Source organism: Exiguobacterium sp. 17-1, from assembly GCF_023096305.1.
In the GTDB taxonomy this organism is placed as follows: Bacteria; Bacillota; Bacilli; order Exiguobacteriales; family Exiguobacteriaceae; genus Exiguobacterium_A; species Exiguobacterium_A sibiricum_A.
Genome location: NZ_JALIGJ010000001.1, coordinates 661,333 through 683,063, shown reverse-complemented (window position 1 = coordinate 683,063; position 21,731 = coordinate 661,333). Strand labels below are relative to the sequence as shown.

Below are 21,731 nucleotides of genomic sequence, written 5' to 3'. Positions count from 1 at the left end.
CGTGTTTTTCAGTTACTCAAAAGATGCTGCACCATACGTTTCAGCCAGTTGTTTCACTTGTTTACGTGTTGCTGAGGCGCCGCTTTTTTCTAACACTTGATAAAGGTCTTTCCGGTTTTGTTTGACGGTCTCGTAAATCGGGCGATCTTTCCCTTTGTCCGGCGAAGCACCCGCTGCCAGTAACAGCTCCATCGCTTCTTGGTTTTGATCGACGGTTGCATAATAGAGTGGGGTATGACCGAATCGATCCTGCTGGTTCAATTCGCGTTTCGTTGCTTGTTTGACGAGTAACGCGTAGGCATCGACCGAACGATTGACACTTGTTGCGACATGTAACACATTTTGTCGTTCCTTGTTCACTTGTCGGACGGACGCGCCTGCTTGCAACCAATCCGCTACGACATTCGTCGGAGCAAACTGCGCGACATAAAACCAATTGGTTTGATTTTTAGCACTTGTCCGGTCCAACAGGACGAGTGCTTTGTCGTACTCGAGTGTTTCTTGAAACTGCCGGATATACCGGTTTCGTTCTTTTGTCGATAAATTGACAGCTTCTGCTGCTTGTTGCAACTTAGTGGCATCACTTGACTTGAGGCTTGCTTCAAAGGTTTGTTGATTTCGATAATCGATTAACAGATACGTCGTTCCTCCGATTCCAATCAAGAACAGGAGAACGACGATCATGATTTTTTTTCGTGTCACGTCGTTGGCTCCTCTTTAATACACATCCGTATCACTTTCTCCCGCCGATCCCTCAGATGAAATCGTGACTTTAAACGTTGTCGTCAACGGTTGCTTCTCTTTTTCTCCGTCTTTCAATACTTCAAAAACAGTCTTGTCTTCTTTTAAGGCAGTGACCTTGACGCGGGCAACACCCGGACGAAGTGCCTTCAGCGTCTGAGCAGTCGCATCCGTCTTGACGTATTCTTTTCCTTGCAAGACTTCGAGACGATAGAAACGTTCCGTCGTCGTAACGGGTAGCCAATTGAGAAGCGGGCGTTTTTGATCATCTTGTAATGTCATCGTCAAATCATTCGCCGTCAATGTCAGTGGATTTTCACGCACATTGATTTTAGTGATCGCTTGCGTATCTGGGAAATCTTTTAACTGTAACAGTACATCAATCGGACCGTTTGGAGTCCCGGTCAATCCTTTGACGGTGTATCCGGTACCGGCCGCAGTCAGTTCAATGGCATCACTGATTTTAGAAAGAACAAACGGTAAACGGATATCCGGTGAAAATGTTGCCGTCACATCCTTTGTCGTCCCGACCCATAGTTCCAAGTTGCTTGGATTCACAGTTAGTTCCGGAACCTTGACTTCGATCGTATAGACTTGTGATTGCGCCAAGTAGGTCGTTGCGCCTGCAGTTGCTGGCACGACCGCTTGAACGGTCAGCATACCGGGTTTAATGCCCGTTAAGCTCAACGTATCGGTGTCTTTTCCTTTTGATTCAACAAATCCAGGATTCGTCACGATCCATTTGATTGGGGCGTCTGTTCCGGACAACATGATGGCATCCCCTGTCATCGCTTTCGTTTGCCCCACGTACAACACATTTGGCACATCACGGACAATCAATCCGCCAAATACATCATTGATGGTCAATTTGGATGTTGCGACAAGTTCTTTGCCATTTGCGACAGGTACAATCAATTTGATATCCGTCGTACCGATTTTTTTCGGTACAATGATTCCCTCTTGGTTGATCGTCGCAATACTCGTATCTGCAATCGACCATTTCAACGTCCCGTATTGACTGCCTGCCGGATTGATGTCAGGCAAGACTTTATAAGACGGGGTATTGATATCGATACGGACTGATGGGATTTTGGCTTCTGTCGCATAACGTGTCGACAGTGCATACCCTAACGTCGGAAAAGCTTGCGCGTCATTTGCAACGGACTTTGATTTATCGACTCCATTTTTCTTATCACGGTAGACCGTTTTCGTTGAAGTCATCGAATTATCTTTTTTATCAAACAGATGAACACCGGCTGCATCTTTTGCCCGGACCTTCACGGTAAAGGTCAGCTCAGATGGTTTGGCAATCCACAATCCTTTTTGAACACCTGCAATTGCTTCGTCATATTCGATATCCGGCACGTTTCCCGTCAACTTTTGATTGACGATCTTCACGTTACCGAGCCCTGTCGCTGAGATCACCTCGACATTCCCCGGGAAATCTTCACTGAATAGGATATCTTCCATCGTGACAGAGAATTGACCCATGATATATCCATTATTTCCGATGGCATCTTTTTGAAGCATCGGACTCGTTTTGACGGTATAGGTGATGTCTGCTGTTTCCCCTTGTGGAATCGTCGCCGGATCAATCGAACGTGACAACGTAAACGGAGATGAGGCGGACGGCTGAACGACTTGAATCGTTCGTGTTTCAATCGTCTTCGCGCCACGTTGATCTTCCGCTTCAATCCGAATTACTGCTGACGTCTTACCAGCTAATTTCCCGGTAAACGTCTCACTGACAAAGGAATTGTTTTTCAATTTATCATTCTCATACACTTTTTCATTGTCGATATAAATACGTGTTTTTAATTCACGGTCTCGTAAGTCATAGTCATTCACTTTGTATGAGATAGTGAGTGGTTCGTTGTCTAAATAACTCGCCTGATTTTCCGGTAAAATATTTTTCAGAAGCGGTTTGTGATTGGCACCAATGAAAGCACGGTACATCGTGTTCGAGAACAACTCTTTTTCCTGTTGCTGGTTGAAGGTCGAAGTATGTCCCGCTCCGGAATAGGTGACATTCCCTTTTGTATACATATAATAATGATTTCGGGCATCACCGATCGTACGTCCGGCATCCTGATTTGTAGAAGCAAGGTTATTTTCACGAATGTTATACCATGGAATCAAGTCCGGTTGTTCTAAGTCCAAACCAAAATATTGGTTGTGGGTCGTCGCAATCTGAACGCTATTGCCTAACGTAAAGGGATACGACGTCATGACACCATCGTTTTGTTTAACAGCTTGACCTGACGTCCGTGGTGCTGCGTATCCCATGTTGGTAAAGTTTTTCTGTCCGGCGAGTCCGGCAAACTTCTTCTCCCAAAACAGTTCAGGACTTGCTGATTGATTCGGTCTAAAAATCGTATCGTGGGACAACATCAGACCTTGTCCCGTGTTCGTAAACCCAAGGATCGCGTTCGATGCAGCGTCACTCAAAGATGCGGCACCATAAGAATCTTGAAAACCAAAAATCAACATATCGTAAGCCGTATTTAAATTCTTAGTCGAATACGTTTGATTAAATGTGTCTGCAGTGATGACTTCGACATTAAAGTCATAAAATCCATCCTGCTTCAGTAACGTTCCAGTATTCATAAATCCATTGATGGATCCGGTCGTTCCTGTCCGTGTCACTTGAAGAATTTTTGCTTCCGCAACCTGATCCTTCATCAAAAAACTGCCGGTTTTATAGTCTGTCAAGCCATCACTGCTTGAAACACGAATCATCCAATTCCGTGGACCGGTATAACTTGGCGCGTCAAAATTATAGCTTAGTGTACCCGTTTTTCCTGCCGGTTTTTCATCGACTTTTTCCGACTCTTCAAATTGATCATTGCTGTCGAAATCAATGTACAGTCGAACAAGTTGATTCGTATTTTCAGCGCTCGTCGTGTACGTAAAATCAATCGGAACGTTCGGAACGGCTGTCGTTCCTTTATCGACACCCGTCAAAGCTGTTCCTTTTTGTTGAACAGATACGCCTTCCAAACGAGGGCGGACAACCTTTTGCAGTTTCAATTTTGAAATGACGGTAGATAGATCCGTATACACCGGTGTCTCTTTAAAAATTGCCGTAAAGTTACTCGATGAATGCGTCAAAACATCTTGATGCAAAAAGACAGGTAGTCCTTTTTTTACATATGCATTTTGAATCTCATTTGCTTTCAGCTTTGTAATATCATTTTCAATCTTGTTCGTATTATGATTTTTTTTCGTATCTGAAACAGTCATCGAATAACGGTCTGTTCCCGAAAAAGCTGACGGATCAAAAACAATCGCATCAAATGCTCCATCAAGCGGGAAACGCGACGCATTCAGTTCCTTGACTGTCATCATCTTAATCTCGTACCGGCTCGTATCCAGTCCTGTCAACATGGATGTGATGACAGTATTCGGATCAATCCGATTTGTTGCTGACCAGGCATCTCGGATTTCTAAAATCTTAAACTTTTCTCCGGCTGCAGCCTTTGTATGTGGTGGTTGTATATACGTAATACTGGTAAAAATCAACAGACTGACTAAAAACAGACGTACCCAACGTTGCATCTCCATCGTCTCCTCGTCGTAAGATCATAAAATCTAGGACTATATTACCCCACCATTAGTATACAAGTTCTTTCAGTGTTTCCCCTTTTTTGTAAAAGACTGTGCCTTAAGTAATGTGCGAACCGTGCTGATGAAATAAAGGGAACCCGTGACAATAAGTGTCTTGTCAGCCGTATCCACTTCCTTGAAAAAGCTGTTGAGTTCCATCGCCTTCGCTCCGTCCATCTCCAATTCTTCCAGTGTTCGCGCCCTTGGAAAATCAAACGTCGTCTCGTAAATATCCGGTGTCACTTCCCGTAACTGCCTGAGCATCGCTTTGCGGTCCTTGTCCCGTAAGATCGAACAGAGGACGACGACCGGTTTTGACTCTTCCTTCAAACGTTCGACAAGTGCCGTCACCCCTTCCGGATTATGGGCACCGTCCAAAATGATCCGCGGCTTACGGGAGATGATTTCAAACCGACCCGGATGCGTTGCATTCCGCAGTCCACGCCGGATTGCGGTCTTCGACCAACCCAGTTGTTTGGCACAGACGACGGCATTGGCCGCGTTGTGGACTTGATGCATCCCTTCCAGTCCAAGCCGTGTCTCGGGAATGCCTTCATAGGTTGCCCATGTTCCTGTCTCACTCAGCCGGTAATGCCGGATGACTTCCTGACTCCAGGACAGACTCGCTTGCCGATCGCCACAATAGGCCATCAACGGCACCGTCAATTCTTCCTGCAGTTTCCCGGCAATGACTCGTGTGCCTTGTTTGATGATTCCGAATTTCTGTAGGGCAATCTCTTGAAGCGTATCTCCGAGGATAGCCTGATGGTCGTGCCCAATCGAAGTAATAATGGCGGCTTTCGGTTGCTTCAGGACATTCGTCGAATCGTACAAACCACCGAGTCCGACTTCATAAATCACAAAATCAGGACGAATTTGATAAAAATGATAAAAAGCGAGCACCGTTAAGGCTTCAAATTCCGTCAATGCCCCAATTACCGGTTCTAATTTCAGGATTGCAGCTTGAACCACATTAGCCGCCTCGACCAGATCCGCTTCACTGATTGGTACACCGTTCAACATGATCCGTTCCTCGAACTGAATGATATACGGTGACGTAAAGGTTCCGACTTGCAATCCTTCGGCTACACCCATCTCCCGCAAAAAAGCGACCGTTGACCCCTTTCCGTTTGTTCCCGCGACATGAATCGTCGGAATCGCATCCGGATCAATCATAAGTTCCGCCAGTACTGCTTCCATCCGACTCAGTCCCGGTTTGATGCCAAATGCCAGTAACGCGGATAACCATTCCAACACATCTTCTCGTGTTCTCACGCTTGATTCGCTCCTTTAAAAAAAGTGACTCAAGAAAACTTGAGCCACTGTTAAGATTATTTTGCGAGTTCGCTGATTCGGACTTCCACTGCCGCCCGCTTCTCTTTATAGTCTTGTGCTTTTGCTTGTTCTTCTTCAATGACATGTGCCGGTGCTTTCCCGACAAATCCCGGGTTGTTGAGTTTTTTCTCGACCCGTTCGACTTCTTTTGTATATTTAACAAGTTCTTTGTTCAGACGAGCGATTTCTTCTTCGATGTTGATCAAGTCAGCCAACGGGATGAACAATTCCGCTCCCGTGACGATCGCACTCATCGCTTTTTCCGGTGCTGTCATATTGCGTTCAACGAGCAATTCTGACGCATTCGTGAACTTTTTCAAGTACGACAGATTTGTTTCTAAATCATGCTGGACTTGATCGTCACTCGTTGCAATCATCAACTGAATTTGTTTCGACATCGGTGCGTTGACTTCAGCCCGGATGTTCCGGACTGAACGGATGACGTTCTGAACGGCTTCAAATGCCGGAACAGCTTTTGGGAAATCCAGTGAATCGTTCCGTGTCGGCCAGGCAGCACGTGTGACCGTTTCGCCTTCGTGCGGCAAGTGCTGCCAAATCTCTTCCGTGATGAACGGCATGAACGGATGCATCAGACGCATGATTTGATCAAGCGTATACGCAAGAATCGAACGTGTCGTCAATTTCGCTGCTTCGTCCTCACCGTTTAACGGCAACTTCGCCATCTCGATGTACCAGTTACAGAAATCTTCCCAGATGAAGTGATAGAGGACACGACCGGCTTCACCGAACTCATATTTGTCTGACAGACGCGTCACATCATCAATCGTCGTGTTGAGACGCGTCAGGATCCATTGATCGGCCAGTGATTTTTCACCTGACAGGTCAATCTGTTCGTACGTCAGTCCGTCCATGTTCATCAAGGCAAAACGACTCGCGTTCCATAATTTGTTCGAGAAGTTCCATGTCGCTTCGATTTTCTCCCAGTAGAAACGTAAATCGTTCCCTGGCGTCGAACCGGTCGTTAAGAACCAACGAAGCGAGTCAGCGCCGTATTTCTCGATGACATCCATCGGATCAATCCCGTTACCAAGTGATTTCGACATTTTCCGTCCTTCGGAGTCACGGATCAAACCGTGAATCAGTACATCATTGAATGGACGTTCGCCCGTGAATTCATACGATTGGAAGATCATCCGTGAGACCCAGAAGGCGATGATGTCATAACCTGTGACGAGTGTCGACGTCGGGAAGTACTTCTGATAATCAGCAGACCCTTCGTTCGGCCAGCCCATCGTCGAGAACGGCCAGAGCGCAGAAGAGAACCATGTATCGAGGACATCATTGTCCTGTTCCCAGTTTTCGAGATCAGCCGGTGCTTCTTTGCCGACGTAGACTTCGCCCGTTTCTTTATGGTACCAGGCCGGAATCCGGTGACCCCACCAGAGTTGACGACTGACACACCAGTCACGGATGTTTTCCATCCAGCGGACATATGTGTTTTCGAAACGTTGCGGAATAAAGTTGATTTTGTCTTCCCCTTGTTGCTCTTGTAATGCTTTTTCAGCGAGCGGTTCCATTTTAACAAACCATTGGAGCGACAAGTACGGCTCGACAATCGCGTCCGACCGTTCCGAGTGACCGACGGAATGCAGATGCGGTTCGACTTTGATCAGGACACCTGATTCTTTCAGATCTTCGACAATCTGCTTACGGCATTCGAAACGATCCATGCCTTCATATTTGCCGGCATTTTCGTTCATCGTGCCGTCTTCGTTCATGACGAGGACACGTGGTAAATCATGACGGTTTCCAACTTCAAAGTCGTTCGGGTCGTGGGCCGGCGTGATTTTAACGACACCTGTCCCAAACTCCATATCAACGTACTCATCGGCAACAATCGGGATTTCCCGGCCGACGATTGGTAACGTGATTGTTTTTCCGACGAGGTGTGCATAACGCTCATCTTTCGGATTGACGGCAATCGCTGTATCGCCGAGCATCGTTTCCGGACGCGTCGTCGCCAGTTCGACGTGACCGCTTCCGTCCGTCAACGGATAACTGAAGTGATAGAAAGCACCTTCGATGTCTTTATAAATGACCTCGATATCCGAGATGGCTGTTTTCGTCGCCGGATCCCAGTTAACGATGTATTCACCACGGTAGATCAAGCCTTTTTCATACAATTTAACGAACACTTCTTGAACCGCTTCCGACAAACCTTCATCGAGTGTAAACCGTTCCCGTGAATAATCGAGTCCGAGTCCGAGTTTCGACCATTGCTCGCGGATTGTTGAAGCATATTCTTCTTTCCATGCCCATGATTGTTCAAGGAACTTCTCACGTCCCATTTCAAGACGTGACTTTCCTTCCGCCCGGAGCTTCTGTTCGACTTTGGCTTGCGTCGCGATTCCGGCGTGGTCCATTCCCGGCAGGTACAAGACGTCGAAACCTTGCATCCGTTTCATCCGTGTCAGCATATCCTGAAGTGTTGTATCCCAGGCATGACCGAGGTGTAATTTCCCGGTGACGTTCGGTGGCGGGATGACGATCGTATACGGTGCTTTTTCCGGATCCTGATCGGCTTTGAAGTATTCCCCTTTCATCCAAAAGTCGTACCATTTTTCTTCCGTTGCCTGCGGATCATATTTTGTTGGCATTGATAATTCCTGCATCTGAATCGCTCCTTTAATCCATAATAAAAACGGCTTCTCTCGTCCTCATCTAAGGACGAAAGAAGCCGTTGCTCTTCCGCGGTACCACCTTAGTTCACTCTTTGCAGAGTGCCCTCTAGCCCGCGTAACGTGCGGCAATCCGGATCTCGCTTGCTGTTGCTTACGAGACCAGCTCGTGGGGTGACCTTCATCAGGACGTCCTGTCACATCTCTCAGCCATGGATGTGTTCTCTCATAACAGTCCGTTGATTGACTACTCTTCCCGTCATCGCTGTTTTCCAAATTAATCTTTCTTCATTTTATCCGAGACGTCCGTAGCGCGTCAAGAACTGCTTAACGATTAAATTCGAGTTGCAATTCCTTGAACGTCAGTTCGACCGCTGCAAGTGTCTGTTCGATATCGTCGTCCGTATGAACGGTCGATAAGAAGAGTCCTTCAAATTGCGACGGTGGTAAGAAGACACCGCGTGCCGCCATCTTTTGATAATACGAACGGAACATGTCGAGATTCGATGATTTCGCTTGTTCGAAGTTCGTCACCGGCTGATCCGTGAAGAAGACACCAAACATGGCGCCCGCCCGGTTCGTCGTCAGCGGAATATTGTATTTGGCCGCTGCTGCGAGATACCCTTCCGCCAGTCGACCGGCTTTCCGATCAAATTCTTCGTAATGTTCCGGTTTCAGCTGCGTCAATGTCGCAAGACCTGCTGTCATCGCAAGCGGGTTACCCGATAATGTCCCCGCTTGATAAATCGGACCTTGCGGCGCAATTTGTTCCATGATGTCACGACGTCCGCCGTAAGCACCGACCGGCATACCGCCACCGATGACCTTACCGAGACATGTGATATCCGGTGTGACACCGAAGTATCCTTGCGCACAGTTGAAGCCGACGCGGAAACCGGTCATGACTTCGTCAAAAATCAAGAGTGTGCCGTACTGTTCCGTGATGTCGCGCAGTCCTTCGAGGAATCCGGGTTGCGGTGGAACGAAGCCCATGTTTCCGGCTGCCGGCTCCACGATGACACCCGCGATGTCGTCGCCGTGTTTTTCAAACGCAATCCGAACCGCATCCATATCATTGTATGGAACGGTTAATGTCATACTGGCGATTTGTGCCGGTACACCCGGCGAATCCGGCAGTCCGAGAGTCGCCACACCTGATCCGGCCTTAATCAATAGCGAATCGCCGTGACCGTGGTAACAGCCTTCGAATTTCAGGATTTTCGTTTTCCCGGTGTAACCGCGTGCGAGACGAAGCGCGGCCATTGTTGCTTCCGTCCCCGAGTTGACCATTCGGACGACTTCAACTGAGGGAACCCGGCTGATGACGACTTCTGCCATCGCCGACTCGATTTCCGTCGGTGTTCCGTAGCTCCATCCGCGTGTCGCTTGTTCCTGAATCGCTGCTGTCACGATCGGATCCGCATGACCAAGAATCATCGGTCCCCATGACAACACATAATCGATGTATTCTTTTCCATCGATGTCGTAAAGCCGCGAACCTTGTGCACGTTCTGCGAAAATCGGTGTCATTCCGACTGACTTATAAGCGCGAACCGGGCTGTTGACGCCACCCGGCATGAGCGGTAAGGCGCGTTCAAACGCCGCTTTTGATTTTGAGTTCTGATTCGTTAAGCTCATTTCGACCCCTCCAAGTAACGACAAATGTCTTTCGCGAAATAGGTGATGATTAGATCAGCACCGGCCCGTTTAAATCCGAGCATCGTCTCCATGACGATATGTTCTTCATCGATCCAGCCGTTTAACGCAGCCGCTTTGACCATCGCATACTCACCCGATACGTTGTACGCAACGATTGGCAAATCTACGCGTTCGCGGACGTCACGAATGATATCCATAAAGGCAAGGGCCGGTTTGACAATCATGAAGTCTGCTCCTTGATCAACATCTGCTGTTGCTTCACGGAATGCTTCCCGACGGTTGGCAGGATCCATTTGATACCCTTTACGATCCCCTTCACCAGGAGCCGAGTTTGCCGCATCACGGAACGGTCCGTAATACGCGGAAGCATACTTGACGCCATAACTCATGACCGGGATATGGCTGAAGCCGTTCTCATCCAGTCCTTGGCGGATTGCTGCCACGAACCCGTCCATCATCGAAGACGGTGCGATGATATCGGCACCGGCACGTGCTTGTGAAACAGCTGTTTGGACATGTAACGGAAGCGATGCATCATTATCGACCGTTCCGTCAGCGACGATGCCACAGTGTCCGGTTGACGTGTACTCACATAGACATGTATCCGCGATGACTGTCAGTTGCGGTGCAACTTTTTTAACGAGTCGTGTCGCTTCCTGAACGATCCCGTGATCATGAAATGCCCCTGTCCCCTGCTCATCTTTTAAATGATCGTGCGGGACGCCGAACAGGATGACCGATTCAATACCCAGTGAAACGACTTCTTTGATTTCTGCTTCGAGATGATCGAGTGATAAGTTGAACACACCAGGCATCGAACTGACTTCCCGTTTGATGTCATCCCCTTCTGCAATAAATAACGGATAAATCAAATCGGATTTGTGCAGATGATTTTCCCGGACAAGTGAGCGCAATGACGCCGTATTACGCAAGCGGCGGTGACGTGCGAATTCTAATGTATTCATAACAGTTCCTCCTCTAAGATACAGTCAATCAGTCCGTCGAGTGTATAGACAGCAGCGACCAAAAGCGGTGTCAAACCAAATCGTCGAGCGGCTTGCTCAGTGATGGGGCCGATCGTCACATAGGTCGCGGTCGTTTCTTTGCAAAATGGTGCAATCGCTTCGACAGCTGAAGGACTTTGTAAACCAATATACGTAGCGCGTTGCAACACATCTGGTGGAATCACCCGTAACTTCGTTTCGTACGTGATGACTTCCAACACTTCAGCCGCAACGGCGTTTCTTAATCGTTCGAGCGGTTCTTGACGTGACCGGTTTCCGCGAGCAAAACAAATCCGTTGACCAGTCTCAAGAAGTGGTCGTAATTCTTCGACGAGCACATCCCCTGTAAAAGCGGATGGTATGAAATCAGGTGTCCGTCCCTGCTTGATTAACGCAGACGCCGTTTTCGATCCGACGACGGCAATCTTTGTGTCATCCAAAGACGGAAGCTGTGACTGGATACGTTCGACACCCGTCGGACTCGTCACGATCAGCCAATCGAGTTCCGTCGGTAATTGAAACACGACGGGAATCGTTTCGATGACGGGATGATGGACGACTTCAATCTGCTGTGCCGCTAAACGCGCTACCTGCTCTGCAGTCGGCCGCCGACTCCCCGTCAAGACAAGTTGATTACAAATCATCCGGTAAAGAAGCGAGAATTTCACGACCACCTGCATCGAGCAGGCGTGTCGCTACCATTTGACCGAGTTGCATCGGATCAAGTGATGTTTCCCGTTCAAGCAAGATTTGTTGCCCGTCCACCGAACCCAGGAATCCGACGAGTGTCGTCGACAAATCTTCATTGATCGTCGCAAATCCACCGACAGGAACATGACAGCTTCCTTCAATTGCTGCTAGGAAAGAACGTTCGGCGAAAGCTACTTTTTCTGTCATCTGATCGTGGATCAAATTCAGCAAGTCGCGGACTTCTTGATCGTTCGCCCGGCATTCGATTGCCAAAATCCCTTGTCCGACCGCCGGAATCATATCGTCGGTCGAAATGTATTCCGAAACAACGTCTTCTGACCAGCCCATCCGTTGCAGACCGGCAGCAGCAAGCAGAATGCCGTCAAACGGACCTGTCTTCAGCTTTTCAAGACGTGTATCGATGTTCCCACGGATCGATTCGATTTTTAAATCCGGACGTAATTTGAGTAATTGGGAACCACGGCGTAAGCTGCTCGTTCCGACAATTGCCCCTTCCGGAAGCGAGTCCAGTCCGCCGCCTGTCGTCGTAATCAACGCATCACGCGCATCGACTCGTGAAGGTGTCGCACCAATGATGAGTCCTGTCGGTAATTCAGACGGGAGATCTTTCATGCTATGCACGGCAAAATCAATGTCTTCGTCAATCATCTGTTGTTCGATTTCTTTGACGAACAATCCTTTACCACCAACTTTAGATAGTGTCACGTCAAGGATGCGGTCACCCTTCGTGATGATGTTCTTGATTTCGAATTCGTATGGTGCACCTGCTTGTTTCAATTGCTCGATGACCCATTTCGTTTGTGTCATCGCAAGTTTTGAACTACGTGAACCTACTATGATTTTTCGCATGCTGAAATCCCCCTGTACAATAATAAAGGGGCGGCACAAGTCCGCCCCATGCTTTTCTATTGTAACACAATTCGGTCTATGTTCACCGATTCACAGCTTTCCGTTCGGCTGTTGTTTCTTCTTGTAACACCGTTTCCTCGGCGGCACTATCAAACAATTCTTCGTCTAATGCAAACGTATCCATGAACTGCGCAATCCGTTGATCGGCATCTGGTTTCGCGGCTGCATCTTTAATATAGGATAATGGTTCGCGAAGCAGTTGATTGATGATCGATTTCATGTGTTTTCCGATCACGGTTTTTTCCCGATTTGTCATATTCGGCAACTTCCGCTCCAGACTTTGCATCGTCTCTTGCTGGATTTTAAGCGACTGATCACGGAGTTCCGTAATGATCGGAACGACACCAAGCGTCGTCATCCATCCTTCGAACTCAGCAATCGCAGCTTCAATCCGCCGTTCGATTTTTGCGGCTTCCTTCATTCGTTCTGCCATGTTTTGCTGGACGATTGACGTCAAATCATCGACATCGTATAAATGAACGCCCGGCAAGTCACCTGCAGTCGGTTCGATATCACGTGGAACCGCGATATCAATCAACAGGAAGGGACGATCACTTCGGAACAATTGGGCTGCAGCAATGTCTTCACGTTTGATGATTGCTCGTTTTGCTCCGGTTGAAGAAATAACGATGTCAGCCCGAAGCAGACCGCATTGCATTTCATTGATCGAATGTGCGGATCCTTCGAAACGATTCGCCACTTCTTCGGCTTTGGCCAGCGTCCGGTTAAAGACGGTGATATCACGGGCACCCGCTTCATACAAGTTAAGTGTCGTCAATTCGCCTGTTTCTCCGGCACCGATGACCACGATGGATTTGTCTTCCAGCGATCCAAGTAACTGTTCCGCCAATGTTACGGCAGCTGCGCTGACCGACACCGCATTTTCACCGATTCCCGTTTCAGCATGCGCTCGTTTCGCAAGCGTGACGGCTTCTTTAAACAATTTATTGAAAACCGTTCCTGTCGTCTCAAGTTTTTGTGCCGTGAAAAAACTGGTCTTCACTTGCCCGAGAATCTGTGTTTCACCGACAATCATCGAGTCGAGTCCACTTGTCACCCGGAAAAGATGCTTCATTGCGTCAAATCCCTCGTGGATGAACAAATACGGCTCTAATTCTTCCATTGTCAAACCAAACCAGTTCGCCAGAAAACGTTTTGTATAATAACGCCCTGTATGCGGCTGATCCGTGACGACATATAATTCCGTCCGGTTGCATGTCGAAACGATGACGCTCTCGAAAATACTTTTTTCGTCACGTAGCGCAACGACCGCTCCCTTCATCTCATGTTCCCCAAATGAGACTTGTTCGCGGATTGATACAGGCGCCGTCTTATTATTTAAACCGACAACTACGATATGCATGCGCTCTACCCCTTACGTCCAAAGATTTCATTCTCATCTATCTTTCGTTCTCTACTCTACATTATAACCATTATAAAAAAGATTCCAATCAATTTATAAACTAAAATGAGTCGAAGTTGTGAAACTTATCTTCTTACCATATCCCTCTCAGCGACAAAGTACAAACCCTCTGCTTTCATCGTCAGCAGAGGGTTTGTCTTTCTTATTTCGTCGAATCGGTAATGATCCGTGACTCATCGATCTGGACATCCAACTTCTGTTGGCGCAAACGATAAATCCGGGCAATGTTTTGAACAACGACTTTCGTTACGGCATAGGTCGGGACCGCTAGGATGACACCGATGATCCCGGCAATTTTTCCGGCAACGAGTAAGACGATGATGATAGTCAGCGGGTGGACTTTCAACGTCTTCCCTTGAACATACGGTGAAATCAGATTCGATTCAATCTGTTGAGCGACGACGATCGTAATAATCGCATAGAGCGCTTTGATCGGATCGTCGATAAAACCAACGATGACTGCAGGTACAGCACCAATATAAGGTCCAAGGTAAGGAATAATATTCGTGACCGTACAGAACAGGGCCAGCAGCAACGCATATTGAATGTCAGCGATGAAGAATCCGATCAACGACATGAGACCGACACATAACGAGACGATGACTTGACCGTTGACGTAATGTTTGATCGTCACATGCATATCGTGAAGAATTTTTCGTGTTTCCGTTTCATAGCTTTTCGGCAAGAGTTTAACGACAGAATTCGGAAACTTGTAGCCGTCGAGTAACATATAGACCAAAATGAATGGTACGAGCACGATGATCAGCACGGTAGAAGAAATGACACTGAAAATCGTCCCGACAGAAGTCGACACCGACTTGAACAACGTTCCGATATAAGACGTCGCTTCATTCGTCCACTCATCAAACAAATCGGTATTTTCATGCACCCAGTTGGAAATGAGTCGATTGTTCATCAACTGATCCCGGAGGTTCAACGTCTGGTCCCGCAGTTCGACGACCAGATTCGGAATGCTCGTTACGAAGTCCGAGACTTGCTCAACCAGAATCGGTCCGATGGAAGCCACAGCAATCGTGATGACACCGAGAAACCCAAGCAGGACGATTAAAACAGCGAGACCACGTTTTTTGACTCGCTTTTGCAGCGTATCGACAATTCCAAGTGTAAAGTAGTAAAAAATACCGGCTATGATCAGCGGGGGGAAAATCAGGGCTAACATTACTTTAATCGGTTGGAATAAAAATGAGATTTTTGTTCCGACCCAGATGACTAAGAATATCGTCAAAATCCAAAGTAAGGCTTTAAACCATTTGTTTCGAAGTAAATCCACGAACAGTCCTCCTACGAGTTTACAATCAACTTGTTTTTTCTTTCGCTTCTTCTGTTACGACATCATCCAGTCGTTGTCGTTCCATTTTACCCCATTGACCGCGGCCCGTCATGAACTGAATTAATCCACCCAGTTTAAAGAACACAAGGATCGGGCGGTACCAAAACGATTCTGTCAGTGACCACAGGTACAATCGGATTAATTCCTTGACGTTTTTAAATCGGTGCATCGTCCATTCTTCAAGCAAGACAGCCCCGGCTGATAACAACGATCCATACAATAGGGCCACCGTCAACAGAACGATACCAAACTCAAAATTAAGTGTTCCGACAAGCAGGTTGAGCGGAATGATGAAATATCCAATCAACTCGACAATCGGTCCCAGTAATTCAATCAAAAAGAAGTACAACATCGAGACACTTCCGACGAAGCCGTAGCGGGGATTCCCAATCATACGTTTATGTGTCCATAACGTTTCAGCTAGTCCACGGTGCCAGCGGGTCCGCTGTGACCGTAAGACTTCCATCGTATCCGGTGCCTGCGTCCAGCAGACCGGTGACGGCACGTACTCAATCCGTTTATCGATCTTGTTTTCTTTCATGTACCGGTGCAGTCGGACGACCAGTTCCATATCTTCTCCGACGAGCCCCTCTTTATACCCGCCAGCTTGAACAACGATGGACTTTTGAAATAATCCAAAAGCGCCGGAAACGATCAATAATAAATTAAAACGGCTGAGTCCGAGGCGACCGAACAGGAATGCCCGGAAGTACTCAATCATCTGCATCAATACGATTCGCTGCTTTGGTGTCCGAATCTCAACGATTTCGCCGCCTTCAATCGTACAACCGTTGACGAGGAAAATCGAACCGCATGTCGCAATGACATCTTCATCGGACTCAACGATCGGTTTCATAACTTTCAGTAAGGCATCACGTTCGAGAATCGAATCGGCGTCCAGTGAGCAAAAGTACGGATAACTCGAATAGTCGATACCGGCATTCAATGCATCCGCTTTTCCACCGTTCTCTTTATCGATGACAATCAATCGGGCGTCGATCCGTGAACGGTAGACCTGTTTGATTGGTTGTGATCCAATCAGAATCCGCGGAAAACGCAATTCTTTTTCAAGCTCATATGACTTAAATAACTCATCCATCGTGCCATCACTTGATCCGTCGTTGATGACAATGACTTCATGTTCCGGATAGTCAAGCGCAAGCAGCGCCTGGACACTGGTGACAATCGTGTACTCTTCATTGTACGCCGGAACAAGAACGCTGACCGGTCGTGTATAAAGAGAACGCATCAATGGAAGATACGAACTTTCCTTTCGACGGAACCGTTGTTTCCGGACCATTTGTGCCGAAATCAGATACAACGATGAATAGAAAATGATGACGAGAATCATATAAATCAATACAGTCCATGATAAAACATCAATAATCTTTTGAATGGTTTCAGATGACAACATGTTGTTTCATCTCCTTTGCTAACCGCTCCGTTGCTTTTTGTTTCGCATAACGGTCTGGGTGATCTTGTGCGACCAGCGCCAATTGTTCGAGACCACCGCAGGCTAGCAGGGCATCAAATGCCGCCGTTCGTACCCACCAGGAACGACTGCCGACAAACGGTAAAATGTAATCGATTGAATCTTTTGGTGTTACGTTTTCTAAAAAACGCAGGGCTAACATCTGCTCGACCCAACTCGTCTCATCCTCGAGATACGGCGTATAGAGCTGCCAGTCGTCTTCGAGACCAATCCGAGTCAATGCGCGCAGAGCCCGCTTCCGGATTTCGGGATTGGCGTCGTTCGTCTTCATCCGAACCAGTTCTGCATACTGCGTCTCGTCACGGTCATAAATCAGTTGAAGAATCGCCATTTGAAAAGATTCCGTCAGCTGATCAAATGCTGTCACCCAAGGTGACAAATCGCGACTGCGACCAACAGCCAGTACAGCACCGAAAAAACTGATATCGTTTTGCTGTTTAGCTTCCTCAATTGCCAGATGCGGTGCAATCGATACGAGGGTACGGACAATGACGTCTTCTTCTTCTTTTGATAATTGTTTGTGCAATTTTTGCTGAAGGGTTTCTGCGACCGGACTCAACCGGAACTGAGCGATTGCTTCATAGGCATTCAGACGTCGGTCAATCCGCCGGTGCCGAATCTGTTTTTGATAATAGGTCAGCAGTTTCGTTTCGACATACCGGTAAATTTTCTCTTGATGCGACTCGGTCGCTGTCAAATTGGTCAGGGCAAACAATTCCAATTCAACCAAATCTTCATTTCCTGGTAAAATATCCGGCATCTTCGATTGTTTACTCGTCGCATAATCATAGATTTCATCCCGGAAATGCAGTTGCCAGGTTAACCGGTCATCCTCTTGTTTGGCACGCTTACGTTTTTGAATAACCAGATAAACTAAAGCTGCCACCTGAAGAATGACCAGGATAAGAATGAAAGTAAGAATCCATCTCATTCGTTCATCCCCTCCAGTTTTCTGAGCCATGCCCGAAATTCCTCCACTTTAAGCGGGAGCGTCATGATTCCGTCGACGCCGCGTTCGATTGCGAGCACATGATCCCGTTCCCGGTTGTACATCGAAATCATGATGGCATGAAACGGCATAACACTTTCGGTTTTGGCGCGCAAGAGTAACTCAAGACCATCTGCGCGCGGAAGAGCAGATGAAAAGACAAGAAGATACGGACGCATTGCCGCATGTTCTTCTAAAAATGACTCTGTCCGTTCATATACGGACAGTGTCTCAAACCGGTTCGCCAGTTCCCGCTCCAAGAGACGTTTCAAATGCGGATCCTCGGTCACGATGACAGCATCAATAATTCGTTGAACGCGTTTGTACCGGCTGATACGGTCGAGCAATACATCTATCGTAACCTCAGCCGGTATTACTTCCCGTGCATTATCAAGTAAATAAAGAGAACTGTCCGATTCGTTCGGATTGAGATAGAGAACCGGTATCCGTTCTTCTTCAACAGCACTGCTCGCGAGGACGACATCCGCATAAGAGATGTCTGTCCGGACACAATGTCCTTGCTCAATTAAATCATTAACCGTCTCCGGCATTAAACCAACCGTATGGATAAACACAACACCAGAGGTCGATTGCTTAATTTCTTCTTCTGACGCTATGTTCGCAGAACTCGTTTCCTCGTCTAGCGGTGTAATGGACGCATTGATCAGTTTCCACATTTCTTCCCGACGCATTTACCTCACTCCTTCTTTAAACGCCTGTTGCATCGTTTGATAAACCGGTTTCAACGCTTCACGCTGTTGCGGGTTTGTCCATTCCGACCAATTGTAAAACCCACGGTCTTTTTCTGGAATCCGTGTCGTCCCGATTTGACCGGTCACTTCAATCCCTTCCGTGATCATCTTCGCTTCGAGCCCATCTTTCCAGAAATCTCCAATGATTTCATGTTTACTTGGATCCCGCACATTCAATAGCATCCATGGAATCCGGAGCTCGATTTGTTTCTGCTTCATGTCAGAGATATCGGTCAAGATACTTTCCGGTGGTCCTTCATGTAAAATGCCGGTGTCCCACTTCACTGCCGGCTTGATGATTTTTTTAGTTACCGGGTCTCTTCTTGCATAATCGAGCATTTGGTAAATCGGATTAAAGTTTCCACTATTTTGTTTATCTGACGGTGGTTTGACCATTTCAAACGGTTTTTTCAATCCGTAATGATAGCGGAAGATGTCATACCGTTCATCGACATCGAGACGTGCTTGATCTGCAAGCGTTAAACGATATTCTGCTCCTTCTTCTAGTTTCAACCGTCCAACTTGCAAGTTTCCATCATTCGGTTTCGTCGAGAAGGCGAGTGTCGTCGGTTCCGCTTTTTTCCGGTCAATCCGGACATACAGATAGGCTTCATCTGATGTCATGTAAATGGCTTGATCGTCCGTTTCCGCTACTGGCGCATACCCTTTCCAGTCATCCATTTTTCCGTCAATCGTAATGTCGGATCTTAAGAAACCGAGCATCCCGAAATGCTGTTCGCTCGTTTGGACATTTGACCAACGGGGACGCGTGTTGGCATCATCATAGTCCATCGTGTTCCACGTCCGTTTGAACCATTCATCTTGCCAAATGAAGACCAGTCCACCGGCCATCTTCGTATCGACGATATCTTGGTATAATTTAGCGACGAGTTTTCCTTGATTTTCTTCACTGACATGCCCTTGATCAAATCCATTTGGTCCAAGGTGCGTTTTCCCACGCGAACTCGGAATGCCAAATTCGGAAACGAGTAACGGCATGTCATGATAGTCTTTCATGCGTTTCAGATAACGGCTGTATGACTCTGAGCCGGTATCCCCTTTCCGTCCAAATTCTTCCTTGATGAACGATGGGTAGTAGGGATAAATGTGATATGAGGCAAAGACGCCGCCTGCAAAGTCTTTTGATGCTTCAATGTGATTGAAGTCGATCGATACTAAATCCTGTTCTTCCTCCACTTCCTTCGGGTGCGCAAGCGGATCCGTCGTCGGCCAGTTCGTCGCTGCGATTGGACGGGTTGTTTTGTACGTGTCGAGCTCATGTTGTGTCGCACGATCCATTCGACCGGCTAACCATGACTCGAACGGGGAGGCTTCTTTTGTCGTCGTCACATATTTCCCTTCGTACCGAAGACCTTTATTTTTTTTGTTCGTTCCGATGACTGCATCCGGTAACCATTCAATCCCGAACACAAATGCAGAAACGTATTGCGAAACGTCTGACGTATAGGTTCCTGAAGCATGCCCGACGACTTCCTTGACGACCGCATTCCCGTGAATCACGTCGACCATCCGTTCGGCTTCCGTATCCGTCATCTTCAAAAAATTCGGTTCAAAGGCATTTTTTAATTCTTCAAACGGTTTTTCCTCGACCCACATGCCCTGCATCAGATAAATCGGTGTTTTTGCTGTTTCGTTGTAAGCTTTTAACGCATCATAAAATGCCGGAGGGTGAAGTGTATAGATACGGATGGTATTGACCCCCATCTCGCCCATTTGTTTCAGCCACCGGTCATATTCATTGCGGCTGATAGCATGTTCTCCCGGGAAAGCACCGGGACGTCCGAGTCCAACATTCACACCTTTAACAAAATATGGTTTCCATTTCCCATCTTGATACATCTCAAGTGTGTCTTGACCAGAACGTGCCCGTGTACGGACTGTTTGATTGTTGACTTTCGTTTGCGCCAACGGTTTAACTTGCGTCGCCTGCTGTTTTACGACTTTGGTTTCTTTCAAAATACGACTGATGGTCGGTGCATAGACTTTCCAAAAGAATGCGGTCTCGCTGTCTGCACTATCCAAAATGAATTGCTTACGGAACCAGTCAAGACCGGCATAACGATAGTAGCGCGGAATATCGGCCACATCTGTGAAATCACCTGCAAAATAATGGCCGCTTCCTTGTTTAACATACGCAGGGAATTCAAGAGGCAATTGCCGCTCACGCAACATGGCTTGTGTCTTCTTTGACGGATTCCAAGAGAAATGGGCTTGTTGTTCGCCTCCGTCAAGCTCTAATACTTCAAACCAGTAGTTGTAGCGGACTTCATCCTTCGCCTGCCCTTGGTTTTTATCCCATGTGTACAAGAGAGGCGTCTCATCGTTGACGAAAAAGACTTCTTCCGTTGAATCGTTGATAAAGACATAACCAGGTCCGGATAATTTAAACGCTTTGTCTTTTGCTTGAATCTTCAATTTGTCGATAACTGTCTGATCGAGTCCCTGTAATTTCGTTAAGTCCGGGAAAAAGCGGCCAATCCATCCCGTCCATGCCGTACCAAACAATTGTCGAAAGGAATTGGAACGATCGGATGGCGTCGGGCTGGCTGCTGTATTGAACTCTGCAACCACTGTCTTTCCTTTTGAGATGGCCTCTGTCGCGAGTGCCACATCCTCAGTTGTCAGTCCGCCACGGTGTTGTTGTTTACCATCGACCGTATAGGATTTCCCGTACGTGTCCGTAAACAACAGGACATCCGCCTTCGCTGCTTGTTTCAGCATCGTTTCGCCTTGTGTCCCGTCATACCGGTTGATGTAATCCGTGTATGTATAATTCTTTCCTTCATCCTTCGTGATTTTCAAATGATTCAACAACCATGTCGTTCCTGCATGTTCCCGTTGTTGTTTTCCTACCGTGTAATCAAACAGGATTACGTTTAATGTCCGTTCCTTTTGTATGAACCAAATCAATAGTGGTGTCAAAATCAGAAGGACAATTACTGCTGCGATCCATTTATATCGCTTCATCTTTACACGTCCCTTTCCGTCTCTTTTGTTTTTTCCATTGTAACGTGAAAACAATCCATCGCATATATGGGAAGTGTTTATTTCTGAAAGGAATATTTTGGATAAAAAAAGGAACGACTACCGATAGGCAGTC

General features: G+C 47.3%; 14 protein-coding genes. All 14 read right to left on the bottom strand.

Annotation, left to right across the window (positions count from 1 at the left end):
- Positions 1–12: 12 nt before the first annotated feature.
- A complete protein-coding gene (locus tag MUN34_RS03280; RefSeq protein ID WP_247856865.1) occupies positions 13–702 on the bottom strand; it encodes an ankyrin repeat domain-containing protein in 690 nt (229 codons plus the stop codon).
- Between the two features lie 15 nt (positions 703–717).
- Positions 718–4,299 carry a GEVED domain-containing protein gene (locus MUN34_RS03275; RefSeq protein WP_247856864.1) on the bottom strand — a complete coding sequence of 1,194 codons (3,582 nt, stop codon included), beginning with the start codon at positions 4,297–4,299 and terminating at the stop codon, positions 718–720.
- A 72-nt stretch (positions 4,300–4,371) separates the two neighbouring features.
- Positions 4,372–5,622 carry a bifunctional folylpolyglutamate synthase/dihydrofolate synthase gene (locus MUN34_RS03270; protein ID WP_247856863.1) on the bottom strand — a complete coding sequence of 417 codons (1,251 nt, stop codon included), beginning with the start codon at positions 5,620–5,622 and terminating at the stop codon, positions 4,372–4,374.
- A 56-nt stretch (positions 5,623–5,678) separates the two neighbouring features.
- Positions 5,679–8,315 carry a valine--tRNA ligase gene (locus tag MUN34_RS03265; RefSeq protein WP_282104275.1) on the bottom strand — a complete coding sequence of 879 codons (2,637 nt, stop codon included), beginning with the start codon at positions 8,313–8,315 and terminating at the stop codon, positions 5,679–5,681.
- 333 nt (positions 8,316–8,648) lie between these two features.
- The gene (gene hemL, locus MUN34_RS03260; RefSeq protein WP_026827798.1) at positions 8,649–9,959 is read right to left on the bottom strand and encodes a glutamate-1-semialdehyde 2,1-aminomutase; all 1,311 of its coding nucleotides are present in this window, start codon (positions 9,957–9,959) and stop codon (positions 8,649–8,651) included.
- Positions 9,956–10,945, bottom strand: a complete 990-nt coding sequence (gene hemB / locus MUN34_RS03255; RefSeq protein ID WP_247856862.1) for a porphobilinogen synthase — start codon at positions 10,943–10,945, stop codon at positions 9,956–9,958. Before hemB ends, hemL begins: the two co-directional genes overlap by 4 nt.
- Positions 10,942–11,652, bottom strand: a complete 711-nt coding sequence (locus MUN34_RS03250; protein ID WP_247856861.1) for a uroporphyrinogen-III synthase — start codon at positions 11,650–11,652, stop codon at positions 10,942–10,944. Before MUN34_RS03250 ends, hemB begins: the two co-directional genes overlap by 4 nt.
- Positions 11,618–12,544: a hydroxymethylbilane synthase gene (gene hemC, locus MUN34_RS03245; RefSeq protein ID WP_026827795.1), complete on the bottom strand. Its 927-nt coding sequence runs from the start codon at positions 12,542–12,544 to the stop codon at positions 11,618–11,620. The genes MUN34_RS03250 and hemC overlap by 35 nt, the downstream gene beginning before the upstream one ends.
- Before the next feature lie 82 nt (positions 12,545–12,626).
- Complete coding sequence (gene hemA, locus MUN34_RS03240; protein ID WP_247856860.1) at positions 12,627–13,967, bottom strand: glutamyl-tRNA reductase; 1,341 nt, start codon at positions 13,965–13,967, stop codon at positions 12,627–12,629.
- A 202-nt stretch (positions 13,968–14,169) separates the two neighbouring features.
- Positions 14,170–15,318, bottom strand: coding sequence for an AI-2E family transporter (locus MUN34_RS03235; protein ID WP_247856859.1), 1,149 nt, complete (start codon positions 15,316–15,318; stop codon positions 14,170–14,172).
- A 25-nt stretch (positions 15,319–15,343) separates the two neighbouring features.
- A complete protein-coding gene (locus MUN34_RS03230) occupies positions 15,344–16,792 on the bottom strand; it encodes a glycosyltransferase family 2 protein (RefSeq protein ID WP_026827792.1) in 1,449 nt (482 codons plus the stop codon).
- On the bottom strand, positions 16,779–17,801 hold the full coding sequence (locus MUN34_RS03225; protein WP_247856858.1) for a HEAT repeat domain-containing protein: 1,023 nt from the start codon (positions 17,799–17,801) through the stop codon (positions 16,779–16,781). Before MUN34_RS03225 ends, MUN34_RS03230 begins: the two co-directional genes overlap by 14 nt.
- Positions 17,798–18,550, bottom strand: a complete 753-nt coding sequence (locus MUN34_RS03220; protein WP_247856857.1) for a response regulator — start codon at positions 18,548–18,550, stop codon at positions 17,798–17,800. Before MUN34_RS03220 ends, MUN34_RS03225 begins: the two co-directional genes overlap by 4 nt.
- Complete coding sequence (locus tag MUN34_RS03215; RefSeq protein WP_247856856.1) at positions 18,551–21,598, bottom strand: hypothetical protein; 3,048 nt, start codon at positions 21,596–21,598, stop codon at positions 18,551–18,553.
- Between the last annotated feature and the right edge of the window lie 133 nt (positions 21,599–21,731).

Excerpts from the sequence above, each read along its gene's own strand:
- MUN34_RS03275 (WP_247856864.1), bottom strand. The coding sequence starts at position 4,299 with ATGCAACGTTGGGTACGTCTGTTTTTAGTCAGTCTGTTGATTTTTACC.
- MUN34_RS03265 (WP_282104275.1), bottom strand. The coding sequence starts at position 8,315 with ATGCAGGAATTATCAATGCCAACAAAATATGATCCGCAGGCAACGGAA.
- hemL (WP_026827798.1), bottom strand. The coding sequence starts at position 9,959 with ATGAGCTTAACGAATCAGAACTCAAAATCAAAAGCGGCGTTTGAACGC.
- hemB (WP_247856862.1), bottom strand. The coding sequence starts at position 10,945 with ATGAATACATTAGAATTCGCACGTCACCGCCGCTTGCGTAATACGGCG.
- hemC (WP_026827795.1), bottom strand. The coding sequence starts at position 12,544 with ATGCGAAAAATCATAGTAGGTTCACGTAGTTCAAAACTTGCGATGACA.
- hemA (WP_247856860.1), bottom strand. The coding sequence starts at position 13,967 with ATGCATATCGTAGTTGTCGGTTTAAATAATAAGACGGCGCCTGTATCA.
- MUN34_RS03230 (WP_026827792.1), bottom strand. The coding sequence starts at position 16,792 with ATGTTGTCATCTGAAACCATTCAAAAGATTATTGATGTTTTATCATGG.
- MUN34_RS03225 (WP_247856858.1), bottom strand. The coding sequence starts at position 17,801 with ATGAGATGGATTCTTACTTTCATTCTTATCCTGGTCATTCTTCAGGTG.
- MUN34_RS03220 (WP_247856857.1), bottom strand. The coding sequence starts at position 18,550 with ATGCGTCGGGAAGAAATGTGGAAACTGATCAATGCGTCCATTACACCG.
- MUN34_RS03215 (WP_247856856.1), bottom strand. The coding sequence starts at position 21,598 with ATGAAGCGATATAAATGGATCGCAGCAGTAATTGTCCTTCTGATTTTG.